General features: G+C 72.0%; 14 protein-coding genes. 7 read left to right on the forward strand and 7 right to left on the reverse strand.

All coding sequences use genetic code 11. From position 1 onward, the window contains the following. Positions 1 to 97 precede the first annotated feature (97 nt). Complete coding sequence (locus VFZ70_00075; protein ID HEX6254182.1) at positions 98 to 2,728, reverse strand: adenylate/guanylate cyclase domain-containing protein; 2,631 nt, start codon at positions 2,726 to 2,728, stop codon at positions 98 to 100. Positions 2,729 to 2,823: 95 nt separating this feature from the next. Between VFZ70_00075 and VFZ70_00080 the strand changes: the two genes are divergently transcribed. Beyond that, the gene (locus tag VFZ70_00080) at positions 2,824 to 3,792 is read left to right on the forward strand and encodes an LLM class flavin-dependent oxidoreductase (GenBank protein ID HEX6254183.1); all 969 of its coding nucleotides are present in this window, start codon (positions 2,824 to 2,826) and stop codon (positions 3,790 to 3,792) included. Positions 3,793 to 3,862: 70 nt separating this feature from the next. On the opposite strand, the gene VFZ70_00085 is transcribed toward VFZ70_00080, so the two are convergent. The 3 genes from VFZ70_00085 to VFZ70_00095 are packed head-to-tail and all read right to left on the reverse strand — an operon-like array spanning position 3,863 to position 6,154. After that, a complete protein-coding gene (locus VFZ70_00085; GenBank protein ID HEX6254184.1) occupies positions 3,863 to 5,185 on the reverse strand; it encodes a glycoside hydrolase family 3 C-terminal domain-containing protein in 1,323 nt (440 codons plus the stop codon). Next, the gene (locus VFZ70_00090) at positions 5,133 to 5,546 is read right to left on the reverse strand and encodes a glycoside hydrolase family 3 N-terminal domain-containing protein (GenBank protein HEX6254185.1); all 414 of its coding nucleotides are present in this window, start codon (positions 5,544 to 5,546) and stop codon (positions 5,133 to 5,135) included. Before VFZ70_00090 ends, VFZ70_00085 begins: the two co-directional genes overlap by 53 nt. After that, the gene (locus VFZ70_00095) at positions 5,492 to 6,154 is read right to left on the reverse strand and encodes a glycoside hydrolase family 3 N-terminal domain-containing protein (GenBank protein HEX6254186.1); all 663 of its coding nucleotides are present in this window, start codon (positions 6,152 to 6,154) and stop codon (positions 5,492 to 5,494) included. Before VFZ70_00095 ends, VFZ70_00090 begins: the two co-directional genes overlap by 55 nt. 134 nt (positions 6,155 to 6,288) lie before the next feature. On the opposite strand from VFZ70_00095, the gene VFZ70_00100 reads away from it, so the two are divergent. From VFZ70_00100 to VFZ70_00110, 3 genes are read left to right on the forward strand one after another with little or no spacing between them, the layout of a single operon-like run. Continuing rightward, complete coding sequence (locus VFZ70_00100; protein ID HEX6254187.1) at positions 6,289 to 7,920, forward strand: Gfo/Idh/MocA family oxidoreductase; 1,632 nt, start codon at positions 6,289 to 6,291, stop codon at positions 7,918 to 7,920. A 19-nt stretch (positions 7,921 to 7,939) separates the two neighbouring features. Then, the gene (locus VFZ70_00105; GenBank protein ID HEX6254188.1) at positions 7,940 to 9,007 is read left to right on the forward strand and encodes a Gfo/Idh/MocA family oxidoreductase; all 1,068 of its coding nucleotides are present in this window, start codon (positions 7,940 to 7,942) and stop codon (positions 9,005 to 9,007) included. Next, complete coding sequence (locus VFZ70_00110; protein ID HEX6254189.1) at positions 9,004 to 9,912, forward strand: alpha/beta hydrolase; 909 nt, start codon at positions 9,004 to 9,006, stop codon at positions 9,910 to 9,912. Before VFZ70_00105 ends, VFZ70_00110 begins: the two co-directional genes overlap by 4 nt. A gap of 23 nt (positions 9,913 to 9,935) precedes the next feature. Here the strand turns inward: VFZ70_00110 and VFZ70_00115 are convergent, their stop codons facing one another. Both VFZ70_00115 and VFZ70_00120 read right to left on the reverse strand, forming a co-directional pair. Next, positions 9,936 to 10,307: a hypothetical protein gene (locus VFZ70_00115; GenBank protein HEX6254190.1), complete on the reverse strand. Its 372-nt coding sequence runs from the start codon at positions 10,305 to 10,307 to the stop codon at positions 9,936 to 9,938. A gap of 133 nt (positions 10,308 to 10,440) precedes the next feature. Continuing rightward, positions 10,441 to 10,818 (reverse strand): FKBP-type peptidyl-prolyl cis-trans isomerase, encoded by a 378-nt coding sequence (locus VFZ70_00120; GenBank protein HEX6254191.1) that lies wholly within the window; start codon positions 10,816 to 10,818, stop codon positions 10,441 to 10,443. Between the two features lie 188 nt (positions 10,819 to 11,006). On the opposite strand from VFZ70_00120, the gene VFZ70_00125 reads away from it, so the two are divergent. Beyond that, complete coding sequence (locus VFZ70_00125) at positions 11,007 to 11,747, forward strand: polysaccharide deacetylase family protein (GenBank protein ID HEX6254192.1); 741 nt, start codon at positions 11,007 to 11,009, stop codon at positions 11,745 to 11,747. A 6-nt stretch (positions 11,748 to 11,753) separates the two neighbouring features. Here the strand turns inward: VFZ70_00125 and VFZ70_00130 are convergent, their stop codons facing one another. After that, entirely contained in the window at positions 11,754 to 13,391 is a 1,638-nt protein-coding gene (locus tag VFZ70_00130) for an acetyl-CoA hydrolase/transferase C-terminal domain-containing protein (protein ID HEX6254193.1), read from the reverse strand. Between the two features lie 347 nt (positions 13,392 to 13,738). Here VFZ70_00130 and VFZ70_00135 point away from each other — a divergent pair, with 347 nt between their 5' ends. Continuing rightward, the gene (locus tag VFZ70_00135; protein HEX6254194.1) at positions 13,739 to 14,161 is read left to right on the forward strand and encodes an RpiB/LacA/LacB family sugar-phosphate isomerase; all 423 of its coding nucleotides are present in this window, start codon (positions 13,739 to 13,741) and stop codon (positions 14,159 to 14,161) included. Between the two features lie 728 nt (positions 14,162 to 14,889). After that, positions 14,890 to 15,069: hypothetical protein (locus VFZ70_00140; protein ID HEX6254195.1), on the forward strand; the 180-nt coding region annotated here is incomplete at its 3' end.

Below are 15,069 nucleotides of genomic sequence, written 5' to 3' on the forward strand. Positions count from 1 at the left end.
GCGCCGGACGTGGATCATGTGGGGGTCTTCTCATGGTGATCGCCGGCACCACGTTAGGGGCCGACGCCCCCGTGGCGATCGGTGACGACCACCCACATCACAGTCCCGGGGCGCCCATCGGTCGTAGCGGGACCTCCTGCTCGGCGGACGCAGCCTGGGGCGGTGGGCCGAGAGCGATGCGCAGCGCCTCGTCGAGCGGTGTCGTGCGGCCCGTGGCGTGCCAGCGTGGCAGGTCGTCGCCGGCCCGTTCGGCGATGAGCGCGCGGATGCGTTCGTTCTCCTCGATGTCGCCGGCCATCTCGTGCAGCTCGAGCCGCTGGGCTGCCGTCTCGGCCGACGCGACCAACATCGCTGCGTCAGCGACACGGTCCTGTCGGATCAGCACGCCGGCGAGCGCAATCGACACCCACGGCAGCTGGTTCCGGTGCCCGTGGCGCTGGTGGTGCATGACGGCGTATCGCGCGAACTCCAATGCCTCGGTCAGGGCGCCCCGCCGTGTCGCGATGTACACGCGGTTGCCGTGGCATACCGCGTCGCGTTGGTGGTCGCCGATCACCCGTGCGAGCGCGATCGCCGAGCGGTACGCGGCGTCGGCGGTGTCGTCATCGCCGTGGACGCGTGACAGTTCACCCTCGATGTTGCGCGCCATGCCGACCAGGGTCGGCGCACCGGCCGCATGCGCGAGGTCGGCACCGCGCCGCACGAGTGCGAGCGCACGTTCGTGGTCCGCGCGCGATCCCAGGTACGTGTGCGCCAGATCGATCGTCGCGTAGGCCTCGTAGAGCAGATCACCCGTCTCGTGCGACACCGCCCTGGCGTGCTCGACCGCGCTGCGGGCGCGTTCGAAGTCGAGGAGCCCGAAATGGACGAAGGCACATGAGATCGCCCGCCGCGCGTCGAGCTGGGGTTCCGCCGTCAGACCTTGAACAGCCCGCATCCAGCGGTCCGCGACGTGCAGCATCCCGGTCCGGTGGAAGAACAAGCCGAGCGCACCGAAGAGGCGCACACCATCGGTCGGCCGATGTTTGATGCTCCATTCGAACGCGCGATCGACGTCGGCGAACTCGGCGTCGATGCGCCGCACCCAGTGGTCGGGCCGCGACCGCAGCATGTCCCCGGCTGCACGCTCGACCCACGTCGTGTAGTGCGAGGCGTGACGGCCGCGCAACGTGGCGCCGTCGCCGAGCTCGGCCAGGCGTTCGGCCGCGAACTCCCTGACCAGCTCCAGCATCCGCAACCGGACCCCGCCGTCCGGTCCGGGACGCTGCTGGAGGAGACTCTTGTCGATCAGTCCCTCGAGCGCCGCGTCCAGATCATCGGCCACAGCGTCACCGAGCACGTGGTCGATCGCATCCGGTCGGATCGGCGTCGCGAACACCGCGAGGCGCGCGAGGACCGCCTGCTCGTCAGGTGTGAGAAGCTGGTAGCTCCACTCGATCGTGCTGCGGATCGTCTGCTGACGCGCGTGCACGTCGCGCGACCCGCCGGCCAGCACCAGCGGTCGCTGGCGCAGGCGCGCCGCGATCTGCGCGGGTTCCAGCGCCCGGCACCGGGCGGCGGCCAACTCGATGGCGAGCGGCAGACCGTCCAGACGTGAGCAGATCTCCGCGACCGCCTCCCGCTGCTCGTCGGCGAGCGCGAAGTCGGGACGGACCGCCCGTGCCCGCTCGACGAACAGTCGCTCGGCGTCGCGCCCACGACCCACATCAAGCGGTTCGACCTCGTAGACGTGCTCACCATGCAGTCGCATCCGCTCCCGGCTGGTGGCGAGCACCGACAGCTGACCTGTCTCGTCGATGAGTGCGGCGACGCCGGGCGCGCAGTCGATGACGTGCTCGACGTTGTCGACGATCAGCAGCGCGCGTTTGTCGGCGACGTACTCGGCCACCGCCGACAGCGCCCCGACACCTCCCACGGCGACACCGACCGCCTCGGCGATCGCCTCACCGACCGCGTCAGGGTCGTCGACCCGGGTGAGGTCGGCGAACCAGACACCGTCCGGGAACGAACCCGTCGCGCGTGAGCCCACGTTGATGGCCAACCTGGTCTTGCCGATGCCGCCGGGGCCTAGCAGCGTGACGATGCGGTGACGCTGTACGAGGTATGCGACCGCGTCCGTCTCGGACTGCCGGCCAACCAGGGAGGTGGTCGGCACGTGCAGTGTGCGGGCCGGTGCGACGGTCCGCGGCGCCGGGAACCGTGACAACAGGCCACGGCCCTCGAGCTGGTGCAGCCTGACCTTCTCGTCGATGCCGCGCAACCGATGCAGGCCAAGGTCCCGGCACGTCCATCCGACCGGCAACCCGGCGGCGCGCGTGGCCTCCGACAGCAGGATCTGCCCGCCGTGTGCGGCGTCGGCGACGCGCGACGCGGTGTGGACGGCCAGGCCGTAGTAGTCGCCGGCCGCGAGCTCGGTCGGACCGGTGTGCAGGCCGAACCGGACGCGTACGTCATCGTTCGGCCAGCGGTGCTCGATCAATGCCTGTTGCGCGCGCGCCGCTGCCTCCACCGCGGCGGTGGCATCGCCGAACGCCACGAAGCACGCGTCACCGTCGTGGGCGACGACCACCCCTCCGTGCTCCGCCACGGCCGCGGCGATCAACTGGCGCTGAGCGGCGATGATCGCCGGGTACGCCTCAGGGTCCGCAGCGAGGTGGCGCGTGCTCGCCTCGATGTCGGTGAACAGAAAGGTCACGATGCCGGTGGGAAGGCGCATCCTGTCCAGCATTGTGTCCCTCCGACCGCCCATGATCCATCAGGATCGTGGCGCCGCCACCGAGATTCGGACACCCGCACCCGCGTCGACCACCCACGGAGACCCACATGCCGACACCTCCCGCCGGGGCAGCCGGCACCATGCGCTTCGGCGTCCACCTGCCGATCATCGGGTTCGGCGACGGCGATCACTTCACACTCGACACGCTGACGGCCGTCGCGCGCGCCGCGTCGTCGCACGGCTACCGGACGCTCGCGGTGAACGACCACCTGCTGTTCGGCGCACCGTGGCTCGACGGGCCGACCGCGATCGCCGCGGTGCTGCCGGCCAGCGGCGACCTTGCGCTCGCCACCACGGTCGCGCTGCCGGTGATCCGCGGCCCGGTCGCCCTCGCCAAGACCATGTCGGCGCTCGACGTGCTGTCCGGCGGCCGCGTGGTCGTCGGCATCGGGCCGGGTTCGTCCCCGCGCGACTACGAGGCGGTCGACATCGACTTCGACGAGCGCTGGCCCCGCTTCGACGAGGCGGCCCGGGCGCTGCGGGGCCTGCTGCGCGACGACGCAGCGCCTGTCGCGGGCCGCTGGTACGACACGACGGACGTGGCCATCACGCCGCGGACGGTGCGCCGCCCCGGGCCACCGCTGTGGATCGGCAGCTGGGGCTCGGACGCCGGACTCCGGCGCGTCGCCCGCCTGGCCGATGGCTGGCTCGCCTCGGCCTACAACACCACGCCGGAGCGCTTCACGGCCGGACGCGCCCGCCTCGACGACACGCTACGCGCCCACGGACGCGACGCGACGACGTTCCCCGCGGTGCTGGCGACGGGGTTCCTGTGCCTGACCGACACCGTCGCCGAGGGTGAGCGCGTGCTGCGGGATCGCGTCGCGCCGACGGTTCGGCGCCCGGTCGACGAGCTGCGTGGCCGGCTGCCGATCGGCACGCCCGATCAGGTCGCCGAGCTCGTCGCCGCGTACGCGGACGCCGGGCTCGACGAGCTGCTGGTCTGGCCGGTGACCGACGCGGTCGATCAGGTCGCAGCGTTCATGACGGAGGTCGCACCCGCCGCGCTCGGGTGAGGACCGGGCGGCGCACCGGTCACGGCCGCCTGCCGTACCGCGGCTCACGCCGGGCACCTCGGCCCGCCCCTCACGTCGCGCGCAGCTGGCGCAGCCATGCGTCGAGCTGCGCACGGTCGAAGCCGGTGTGGGGGAACGCCGCGAGGGTCCGCATCGGCATCGCGTCGATGAGCGCCAGTGACTCCCGGTCGATGGCACCGTCTCCACCGGAGGCGTCGTCACCGACGAACCTGGCCAGCAGCGCACGTCCCTGCGGATCGTCCAGCCACTCCGCGAGCGTCGACGCGGCCGACAGCGGCGGTGTGATCGCTGGCGCGTCGAGGGTGATGGAGACCTGGGCCGCGAGGTTGCGGGACGACGCGCCCACGGCGATGGTGAAGTCGCCGGCCTCCACGACCCACCGGTCCAAGTCGATCGACCAGAACGCGAAGGCGCGCTCGTCGAGGTCCACGGCGATCTGCTTCCGTTCGCCGGGGGCCAGCCACACCTTGCGCGCACCCTTCAGCTCGCGCTTCGGGCGCGCCACCGACGCGTCGTCGTCGCCGACGTAGAGCTGCACGACCTCCGCGCCGTCGACATCGCCGGTGTTGGTCACCGTCGCCGTCACCCGCACCGCAAGGTCGCCGTCCGCCACGGACCCGTTGACGGCGACCGCGACATCGTCGATCGCGAACGTCGTGTACGACAGCCCGTGCCCGAACGGGTAGCTCACCAGCTGATCGAGCGCGTCGTGCGCGCGGTAGCCGACGAACACACCCTCGCCGTACCTGACGACGCCCCGGTCACCCGGGAAGTTGAGGTACGCCGAGTTGTCCTGCAGTCGCAGCGGGATCGTCTCAGCCAGCTTGCCTGACGGGTTCGCCTCGCCCAGCAGCAGGTCGGCGACGGCGCCGCCCGCGGCCTGCCCCGACAGCCAGCACTCCAGGATCGCCGCGACACGATCGTCCCAGGTCGACGTGCGCACGGCCGCGCCGTTGGCGAGCACGACGACGACGCGGTCGTGCACGTCGGCGACGGCGGCGAGCGTCGCCACCTGCACGGCGGGCAGCTGCATGTCGGCGCGGTCGTAGCCCTCCGACTCGTCGGCGGCGGGCAGTCCGAGGAACACGACGACGTGGTCCGCGACGCGGGCGAGCTCGACGGCCTCGGCGCGGAGCACCTCGTCGTCGGTGTCGTCGTCTCCCAGCCCGAAGCCAGCCACGAACCGCACATCGACCTCGGACCCGGCGGCTGCCGTGAGCTCGTCGAGCGGGACGTCCACACGTGTGGGGTTCACCAGGGAGGACCCCGCGCCCTGGAACCGCGGCGTGCGTGCGAACTCACCGATCACCGCCAGCGTCTCACCGGCGGTTGGACGCAGCGGCAGCACGCCGCCGTCGTTGCGCAGCAGCACGGCCGCCTCGTGCGCCGCCCGCCGCGCCAGCGCGTGATGGGGCGTCGGCGTCGAACGTGGCCTCATCGTCCAACGCCGGCCGCGAGCGGTCGACGAGCTGGAGCACCCGCCGCACGGAGGCGTCGAGCACGGCCTCGTCGAGCTCACCCGATCGCACCGCCGCGACGACCGCCGCGTCGCTCACGCCGATGTGGGGTGGCATCTCCAGGTCCAGACCCGCGCGCAGCGCTGCCACCCGGTCGTGGACCGCGCCCCAGTCGGACACGACCAGTCCGGCGAGCCCCCACTCCTCACGCAGCACTTCGGTCAGCAGCCGACGTGCTCCGACGCGTAGGTGCCGTTGATCCTGTTGTAGGCGCACATGACCGTCCACGGCTGCGCCTGGGTCACGACGCGCTCGAACGCCGGGAGGTAGATCTCCCGCAGCGTCCGCTCGTCGATCTCGGCGCTGACGCGCATGCGGTCGTGCTCCTGGTTGTTCGCGGTGAAGTGCTTCAGCGACGTGCCCACGCCCTCCCGCTGCACGCCGTTGACCATCGCGGTCGCCAGCTCGCCCGCCAGCCACGGGTCTTCCGACACGTACTCGAAGTTGCGTCCACACAGCGGGGACCGCTTGATGTTGACGCCCGGGCCGAGGACCACGGACACCCCCATGCTGCGCGCCTCGAGCGCGAGCGCCGCTCCCACGTCAGCGAACAGATCCGGGTTCCACGAACTGGCCAGCGCCGCAGCCGTCGGGAAGCAGGTCGCCGGCAGACTGTTGGACACGTCGAAGTCGCCCGCGTCGTTGACCTGGGCCCGCATGCCGTGTGGGCCGTCCGAGACCATGATCCGGGGCACACCGAGGCGGTCGACCGCGGCGGTGTGCCACATGTCCGATCCGATGACGAGCGTTGCCTTCTCCTCGAGCGACAACTCGCCCACGAGCGCCTCGACGTCCAGTGCGTGCTCCCACGTCTGCTCGGCCACCGCAGCTCCTTGCCGTCGTCGTCACAGGGTCGCAGGCGCCCGACGGAGCGCCGGTGCGATCCTGCCCGGCCGGTGCCGACGTGACCCCTGTGCGGTACGCAGCGACCGGATTGTGGTGCGCTAGTGTCTGGCAGGTGAGCAGCGGCGACCGGCGCACGATCGTGATCACGGACTCCGCCGATGCCGAGCGGCGGGCGCGGCTGGCCGCGCTGGCGAACGGTGGTCCCGTCACGTTCGACGCAGGAACCGCGGCGCTCGACGGCGCCGACGCGGCCATCATCGACGGTACGGCACTCGCGGAGATCGACGTGGACCATGTCGACCGCTGGGTCGCGCGTGGTGGCCGCCTGCTCGTGCTGGGCGCACCGCCCACCGACGCGGCCTGGCCCGCACTCACGGGTGTGCGGGTCGACCGAGCGCTCCCACGCGCCGAGTACGTGCTGAGCCCCGACGGCGACGCGACCACCGTCCGCGTCGACCGCGAGATCACGGTCGTCGACGCTGTCCGACCGCTGACGGGCGACGGCGCACGTACGGTCCTGCGGACGCGGGTCGGCTCGCGTCCGGTCGACGTGGTGACCCGCAACGACCGCGGTGCCGGCAGCGTCACCGTCGCCGGCCTCGGCCACCGCTCAGCGCTGGGCAACCGTGAGGTGGCGACCGTGCTCGCCCGCGCCCTGCGCGGGCCTCCCACGACGGCCGGTGACACCGTCGGGATCGGCGTGGTGGGCTACGGTGCGTTCGGCTACCGGCACGGCGCGGCCAGCGACGCGACGACCGGACTGCGGTTCGCGGCGGTCGCCGACACCGACGCGCGTCGGCGGACCGAGGCCGCTGAGGACTTCCCCGCCGCGACCGTGCACGCGCACGCGGACGCGCTGCTCGCCGACGCCGGCGTGGACGTGGTCGTCGTCGCGACGCCACCGGTGTCGCATGCCGACGTCGCGGCCCGCGCGCTGCGCGCCGGCAAGCACGTGGTCGTCGAGAAGCCGCTGTGCCTGACCCCCGCCGACGCCGGCGCGTTGCTCGCGCTGGCCACGGACGGCGACCGGGTGCTGACCGTCCATCAGAACCGGCGCTGGGATCCGGACTTCCTGGCGATCCGTCGCGTCATCGACGAGGGCCTGCTGGGCGACGTCTTCAACGTCGAGACGTTCGTCGGCGGGTTCGAGCATCCGTGCCGGGCCTGGCACTCCGACATGTCCGTGTCGGGGGGCGCGGTGTACGACTGGGGCGCGCACCACCTGGACTGGATGCTCCAACTGCTCGGCGACTTCCCCGTCAGCGTCCAGACCACGCGACACAAGCGCGTGTGGCACGACGTCACCAACGCCGATCAGTTGCGCGTGCGGCTGCGTTGGGACGACGGCCGGGAGGCGGAGTTCGTCGATTCGACGCTGGCTGCGGTCCGACGGCCGAAGTTCTACGTCCAGGGCACACGCGGCACGCTCGTCGGTCACTACCGGCCGCTGCGAACCGAGATGGTCGACGCCCATGAGGGCTACACGGTGACCGAGCACCACCACGCGGAGGCGCCGGCCGACCTGCTGCTGGCGCGCAGCGAACCCGGTGTCGGCATCAGCGAGACCCGGCTGGCGTTGCCGGCCGCTCCCGTGCACCCGTTCCACCGCAACCTCGCCGACCACCTGCATCTCGGCGAACCGCTCGCCGTGACACCCGCGCAGGCGCGGCGCACGGTCATCCTGCTCGAAGCCGCGCACCGGTCGGGCATGACCGGCGGAGACGAGGTGCGGGTGGAGCCGTGACCGGCGATCGGCCGCTACGATGCGCGGTCGTGCATCCCCCGACGACCCGCGCCGACCGACGCTCGTGACCGACGTGCCCGAGCCCGTGCGATGGGGCGTGCTGGGCGCCACCTCGTTCATCTACACGGCTGCGCTGCGTGACGCGTTCGCCGCCAGCACCGATGCCGAGGTCGTGGCGACCGCGAGCCGATCGGATCCCGACCATGACCGCGGGGCGCCGCGGCGCCATGACGACTACGCCGACCTGATCGCCGATCCCGCGGTCGAGGCCGTCTACATCCCGTTGCCGAACGACCAGCACGAGCCGTGGACGCTCGCCGCCGCCGCGGCTGGCAAGCATGTGCTGTGCGAGAAGCCGCTGGCACCCGACGCCGAGGGCGCACGTCGCATGGCGGATGCGTGCGCGGCCTCCGGTGTGACGCTGTTCGAGGCGTACATGACGCCGTTTCACCCCCGGTCGGCGCGCTGGGAACGGCTGATCGCCGACGGCTGGGTCGGCCGGCCGCTGCACGGGACGGCGAGGTTCACCTTCCCGCACCGCGACCCCACCGACCACCGATGGCGCGCGGACGCCGGCGGCGGGGCGCTGCTGGACGTCGGCATCTACTGCCTGGAGCCACTGCTGCACACAGCCGGGTGGCGGGCCGGCGACGACCTGCCGGACGTGACCGCCGACGCGATGGTCACCGACGAGGGCGTCGACGCGACCTTCACTGCGTGGCTGTCGTTCGATTCCGGCTTCACCGCGGCGTTGTGCTGCTCGTTCGATGCGCCTGAGTCGCAGACGCTCGAGGTCGTAGGGACGGACGGCGCGCTGCGCGTCACCCGCGCCTTCACCCCGGGTGTCGGCGACAGGACGATCACCGGCACGCGGCGCGACGGGGTGACAGTGGCACTGACGGGCCCCGGCGGTGCGATGTACCAGTCGATGGTCGACCACGTGACCGCGGTCATCCGCGGGCGGCAGGCGTCACGGCGACCTCCTGACGCCTCGGTGGCGCTCGCCCGGGTCGTCGACCAACTACGTGCAGCGGCGCGCACGCACCCGCGCACCCCTGCCGCGGAGCGACCGGAGGCACGGACATGACCGATGTGGACCGCGAGACCGCGACCGCCGCCGCTGGGGTGTCCGACGGGCACGTCCGCGTACGCGACGACCTGCGCCTGGCCGTGCGCCGGTGGGCCGGTGGCATGGCGCCGACGTTCGTGCTCGTCCACGGTCTGGCGTCCAACGCACGCGTGTGGGACGGCGTCGCGCGTCATCTGCATGATGCCGGCCACCGGGTGCTGGCCGTCGATCAGCGCGGCCATGGCAGGTCGGACCGTCCACAGGACGGCTACGACTTCGCGACCGTGACCGACGATCTGCGGCGACTGCTGGCCGCCGAACGGGCGCACCTGCCGGTGCTGGTCGGCCAGTCCTGGGGCGGCAACGTCGTGCTCGAGGCCGCAGCGCGGTGGGATGACGACGTTGTCGGTGTCGCCGGCATCGACGGCGGCACGATCGATCTGCAGCGCCGCTTTCCGGAGTGGGAGGAGTGCGCAGCGCAACTCGCACCGCCCGCGATGGACGGAATCACGCTCGCACAGATGGCACGGTGGATCCGGCGCGAGCACCCGGACTGGCCGGAGGAGGGCATCGCCGGCACGTTGGCGAACCTGGAGGAGACCGACGACGGGACAGCACGCGCCCGGCTCCCGCGCGACCTTCACATGAAGATCCTCCGCGCGCTCTGGGAGCAACGCCCGCCGCGGCTGTACCCGCAGATCAGCGTGCCGGTGCAGTTGATCCCGGCGGACAGCGGCGCTGGCTCGGCGTTCACCGGGGAGAAGCACGAGCACGTCGAGGCGGCCGTCCGCGCGCTCCCACGTGCCCGAGCCCACTGGCTGGCGGGCGACCACGATCTGCACGCACAGCAGCCCGCCGCGGTCGCGACGATCCTGCTTGAGGCGGTGGCCGACGGCTTCTTCGACACCGCTGACCGCGGCTGACACGGGGCAACGACGCGCCGACCTCAGCGCGCCTCGCGCCGCGCCACCACCATCCAGCCGCCGACCGGCGCCATGACCATCAGCGGGACACCGATCACGGCGGCAACCCGATGATCGAGGTACACGAGGTCGTCTGAGAAGCCAGCGTTCCGCCGCCGTGCGCGATCCCCGTCACACAGAAGGCAGGCATGGCGAAGGGGACCGTCGCCAACAGAGCACCGAAGGCCGACCGGACGCCAGCCCGCATGCACCGCGATCGCCACGATCGCTACGAACAGTGCCTCGACCGCGCCGAGGATGGCTCCGACCAGCGCACCCTCGACCGAAGCGAAGATCACGCCGACGGCGACACACGGCGCCGCACCGACCAGGACGGGCAGCAGCACGCGCGCCATCGTCGTACCTCCGGTCGCGCGTCAGATGTGCAGCATCCGGCGCCACGCCGACCAGGTCAACGCGTCGGTGTGCGGCTCGGCTACTTCCGGCGCGTCCCGGGCGCGGATGCCGTGCTGTCGGGCGCACGGCCGGTCAGCCCACCGAGACGAGATCCACGACGAACACCAGCGTCTCGTTCGGCTTGATCACACCACCGACCCCGCGCGAACCGTAGGCCAGGGCGGGCGGGATCGTCAGGCGACGACGGCTACCGACGCGCATGCCCTCGACACCCTGGTCCCAGCCGGTGATCACCTCGCCGGCTCCGAGACGGAACCGCAGCGGCTCGCCGCGGTCCCAGGACGCGTCGAACTGCTCGCCGGTGCTCCATGCCACCCCGACATAGTGGACCTCGACGCGCTGACCACGCGTCGCCTCGGGACCGTCACCGACGTCGATGTCGGTGATCTTGAGCTGCCTGCCCGGCGTCGTGTCGGCCGGGATGGTCACGGCCGGTTTGGTTGCGTCCATGACGTCACCCTAGACGCCGCGGGCGATCGAGAGCCCCGACCGCATCGCGCAGGTTCCCGGGATCGGCGGGGTCCGATCGATACGCTGCTCCCACCGCCGTACGACCGTGGTCTCGTCGGCGGATCAGACGTACGTGCGATCCACGGTTGGGGACCCGAGCCCCGGGTCCGAGGTCGGAGGCACACGCGGTGGAACGGGCCCGGGCCGGTCACCTGGCGGCGCACTGGGGGATCACTGTGGTCGTTGCGGGGATCGTGCTGGGCACGCTGTCGATGGCGGCGCCCGACGCGGAACCGGCCGCGGCACCACCCCCACCCGCGCGCAGCCCGTGCCCGCAGGGACCGGTCGCCCTCACGTTCGACGACGGCCCCAGCCGCCGCAACACCCCCCGGGTGGAGGCCATCCTCGCCGAGCACCGTGCCCCTGCGACGTTCTTCGTGATCGGGCAGTCCGTCGACGAACGCCCACGACAGGCGCGACAGTTGGCGCGGGCCGGCCACCGCATCCACAACCACACCTACGACCACGTCGATCTGACCGAGCGGTCCGACGACGAGATCATCGCGCAGGTCACGCGCACCAACGATGCGCTCGCGGCGGCGGACCTGCCCCGCAGCCACCTGGTCCGCCCACCGTTCGGCGCTGTCAACAAGCGGGTGCGGCGGACGTTGCGCTCACAGGGCTACCGCGTGCGGATGTGGTCGGTCGACACCCGTGACTGGCAGGACGACCACACGCCGGACGAGATCGTGGACACCGTCACCGCGCAGGTCGGTCGCGGCGCCGTCGTGCTGCTGCACGACACCGAGAAGAGCGATGCGACGGTGGTCGCGCTGCCGCAGGTCATCCGGACGGTGCGGTCGCGGGGCCATTGCCTCGGCGTGATCGACGAGCGCGGACGCGTGGTCCGGGCCGAACTGCGTCGCTGACACCGGTCACACGCGGATGCGTAGCGCGTCCCACGCGGCGGCAGCGAGGTCGTCGCGGAACTCGGGATCCGCAACGGACACCAGCCGGCGCACGAGCGTGTGCTGATCGACGCCGTTGATCTGCACCACCCCGTGCTCCGTTGCGAGGTGGAACCGCGCGCCGTCCCGCGTGCCCATCAGGTCAGCGGTGGTCAGGCCCACGGGTGTGCCACGTGGCAGGAAGTCAAAGATCGACGACCGGCGCTGCCCGTCCGGCGCAGTGTGGGTCGACGGCAGGCACAGGTAGGCGACCCCGCCGACCGCGAGGCCGCGGTGGATGATCGCCGAGCCGCCGATGCCCGAGAACGGTGTCGCGTCCCGGCCGGTGGCGTTGACCTGCCCGTGGAAGTCGATGCCGAGGATGTCGTTCACACCCAGTCCGCCGGCGAACGCGTCGGGTTGCAGCACGACGCTGGCCGCGGCCATGCGCACGCGGCCGTCGCCAAGGCGGCCGTAGAAGTCGGAGCCCCGCTCCCCCATCGCGAACGTCGACACCACCACGTCGTCCAGGCGGCGTCGCCGGCCGCCGACGACGAGGTGCGAGCCCGACACCACACCGGCATCGAGCAACGAGAACGCGACGGGATCAAGCATCTCGGTGTACAGGCGCCCCCGCCACCCGGTGCCGGCGAGGCGTCGCGCCACCTCGCTGCCCGTACCGCCGATGCCCACCTGGAGTGCACGCCCCGCCGCCCAGCCGTGACCGGCGATGTGGTCCACGACGTGTGCGGCGATCTGCGCCTCGGTTCCGGTCGCTGTGTCGAAGGCCCCGCGGGGAAGCCCCGGCAACGGTGCGTCGTCGGCGACCAGCCAGAGCCGACCCGACCGCGCCAGCGGCTCGAGCGCGTGCAGGTCGAACCCGTTCGGTGCGACGTCGACGCCGTCGATCCACGGCGCACGCGGGTTCACGTAGACCAGCAGCGCCACATCGTGGCGCTGGAGGATCCGTCCGACGATGTCTCCGTCGGCACCATTCGAGGGGCCGAAGCTGACCATGCCGTCCGCGCGCGGTGGCGTGACGGTGCACACGTACAGGTCGACGCGTGGCTCACCGGTGTCGGGGGCGTACGCCAGGCACTGCGCGTCCGGGAAGTGCACGGGCTGCCACGCGATCCGGCCAGTGGTCGCCATGTTGCGGCCGGCCAGCTCCGGCGCCAGCAGTCGCGTCGCGGCCGTGTCGGGCACGATGCGGTTCGTGGCCGGCCCCATGAAGGCCGACACGAACCGCACCTGGCGGTCCCGCAGCTCCTCCAGGTGCTCGGCGAGATGCCGTAGTCGGGCGGCGTCATCGAGACGGTCGGCGACCGACGTGCGGATGCGGTCGACGAGACCGTCGCCGTCGTCACCGTCGTGGCCCGCGCCCGCATGCGCAGCGACCGCGTCTCCGACCAGCAACGGATGGGGGGTCATGAACAGCGCCTGCCGGATCTCGATGTCGCGCAGGTCGTGCTCGCGGATGTGGTTCCACAGGTCGGCGTAGAAGCGGTGCGGCTCCGACGTGCCCAGGCCGGAACCGATGCGTACGCCGCTGCGGGCCGCCTCGGCCATCGCCGTCGACTGGTCGACGACGCGGTCGCGCAACGCGACGGGCACATGTGTGAACATCGGTGGCCTTTCCGGCCCGTGGGAACTGGCAGCGGGCACTCACGACGGTCGCCCGCACGTGGACCATGGGCAACGGATACCACGCCACGGCCTGCACACGCGCTCGCCCGCGCACGCCGCGACATCGTCAGCTCTCGCGGGAAGCCGGCGGCCGACAGTTGCGCGCGCGCGCACCGCTACCGGCGTCGGTCACCGAGACCGTGGTCATACCTGCCGTCACGCACCCAATCAGCTGAGTCCGTGCCTGTCGGGGAAGCAACGCGAACGTGCCGAGACCGGCGGCGGCCACTCCGCTGGCAATGCGACGGTGTGGCAGGGTGGCCGCACACCCCTGCAGGAGGAGACCGATGCGGATCAGCTTCGGAGCCGACGACACGTCACCGACGGTCGTCGCCGTCCTCGATCATCTTCGGGCCGGCGGCCACGACGTGCGCGTCGTGGCGGCCGACTGCGGCTGGCCGACGATGGCGCGCGAGATCGGGACCGCTGTCGCCGACGGATCCGCTGACGTCGGGATCGTGCTCTGCTGGACCGGCACCGGGACGAGCATCGCCGCGAACAAGGTGCCCGGTGTGCGCGCCGCGCTCGCATGGGAGCCGTGGATCGCGCACAACGCCCGCCGGTGGAACGACGCGAACGTCCTCGCGATGAGCCTCAAGCGGACCGCGCCGGACGTGGCGGTCGAGATCGTGGACGCGTTCCTCGCGGTCAGCGATCCCGATGATGACGAGCTCGAGAACATCGCGGCGATGGAGCCGGACACGCGCTGAGACGCGGGGCGCTCAGCCGCGACACTGGGGGAACGGACCCGGTCACCCGGGTGAGCGTCATGCGATCAGGTCACCGACCGCGCGCGTCGCCGGCTCCGACCATCGACATGACCTTGTCGTTGCGGCGGTGGGCCGGCTCTTCAGACGGATCGGTGGCCGACCGCACCGCGCGCAGACGAACCGGTCGATGTCGTCGTCGATGCAGGCGAACCAGCGATCGCATGACTCACAGTATCCGGCGATGTCCATGACTCTTCCCTGTCCGGGTTGTGGGTCCTTCGGCCACGGGGTCCAGGGAGGCGAGGGAGCCGGTGTGGTTGCTGATACACAGATGCCCCCGCCGACGACGGACAAACGCGACGCCGAGTGGCACTCGGTACAGCCGCGCACCACGATGCCCTCCGGGTGCAGCGTCGCCACCGCGGCCCATGGACAACCGGACGGGCCGCTGCCGCGCGCAGAACTTCGCGGAGCCTGGTTCCACGAAACACGCGCCGACCGGCGTCGCCGGACAAGAACCACCGACGAGCCTGGCTCCACGAAGCACGCGCCGGACCGGCGTCGCCGGACCAGAAACCGCTTGCATCGCGTCTGCACGCCGGTTAGCGTCAGCGGTCGAGCCGGGGCACCGCGGGTGGCGCACCGCCCCAAGGACATGGGGGGTCCCCATGGCTGTCGGCCGACGGGTGAGGGCGAGCGCAGCGAGCCGGCGGGCGGGGACGTCCAGGGTGAGGGCGAGCGCAGCGAGCCGGCGGGCGGGGACGCGTGTCCTCGCCCGCCTCCTGGTCCTGGCTCTGGTGCTGGCGACCTTCGCGCTGCCCGGCGCGGCCGTCGCCGAGCCCAAGCATCCCGACAGGGCGCAGCCGGCGCACGCCGCCGCCCGCGCGAGCAACGGGCGTGCCGACCGC

This window comes from Euzebyales bacterium, assembly GCA_036374135.1.
In the GTDB taxonomy this organism is placed as follows: Bacteria; Actinomycetota; Nitriliruptoria; order Euzebyales; family JAHELV01; genus JAHELV01.

Bases quoted from the DNA above. Each gene is read 5' to 3' on its own strand.
- VFZ70_00075 (HEX6254182.1), bottom strand. From the start codon at position 2,728: ATGCTGGACAGGATGCGCCTTCCCACCGGCATCGTGACCTTTCTGTTC.
- VFZ70_00120 (HEX6254191.1), bottom strand. From the start codon at position 10,818: ATGGACGCAACCAAACCGGCCGTGACCATCCCGGCCGACACGACGCCG.
- VFZ70_00135 (HEX6254194.1), top strand. From the start codon at position 13,739: ATGCGGATCAGCTTCGGAGCCGACGACACGTCACCGACGGTCGTCGCC.
- VFZ70_00115 (HEX6254190.1), bottom strand. From the start codon at position 10,307: ATGGCGCGCGTGCTGCTGCCCGTCCTGGTCGGTGCGGCGCCGTGTGTC.
- VFZ70_00130 (HEX6254193.1), bottom strand. From the start codon at position 13,391: ATGTTCACACATGTGCCCGTCGCGTTGCGCGACCGCGTCGTCGACCAG.
- VFZ70_00080 (HEX6254183.1), top strand. From the start codon at position 2,824: ATGCCGACACCTCCCGCCGGGGCAGCCGGCACCATGCGCTTCGGCGTC.
- VFZ70_00110 (HEX6254189.1), top strand. From the start codon at position 9,004: ATGACCGATGTGGACCGCGAGACCGCGACCGCCGCCGCTGGGGTGTCC.
- VFZ70_00105 (HEX6254188.1), top strand. From the start codon at position 7,940: ATGCGCGGTCGTGCATCCCCCGACGACCCGCGCCGACCGACGCTCGTG.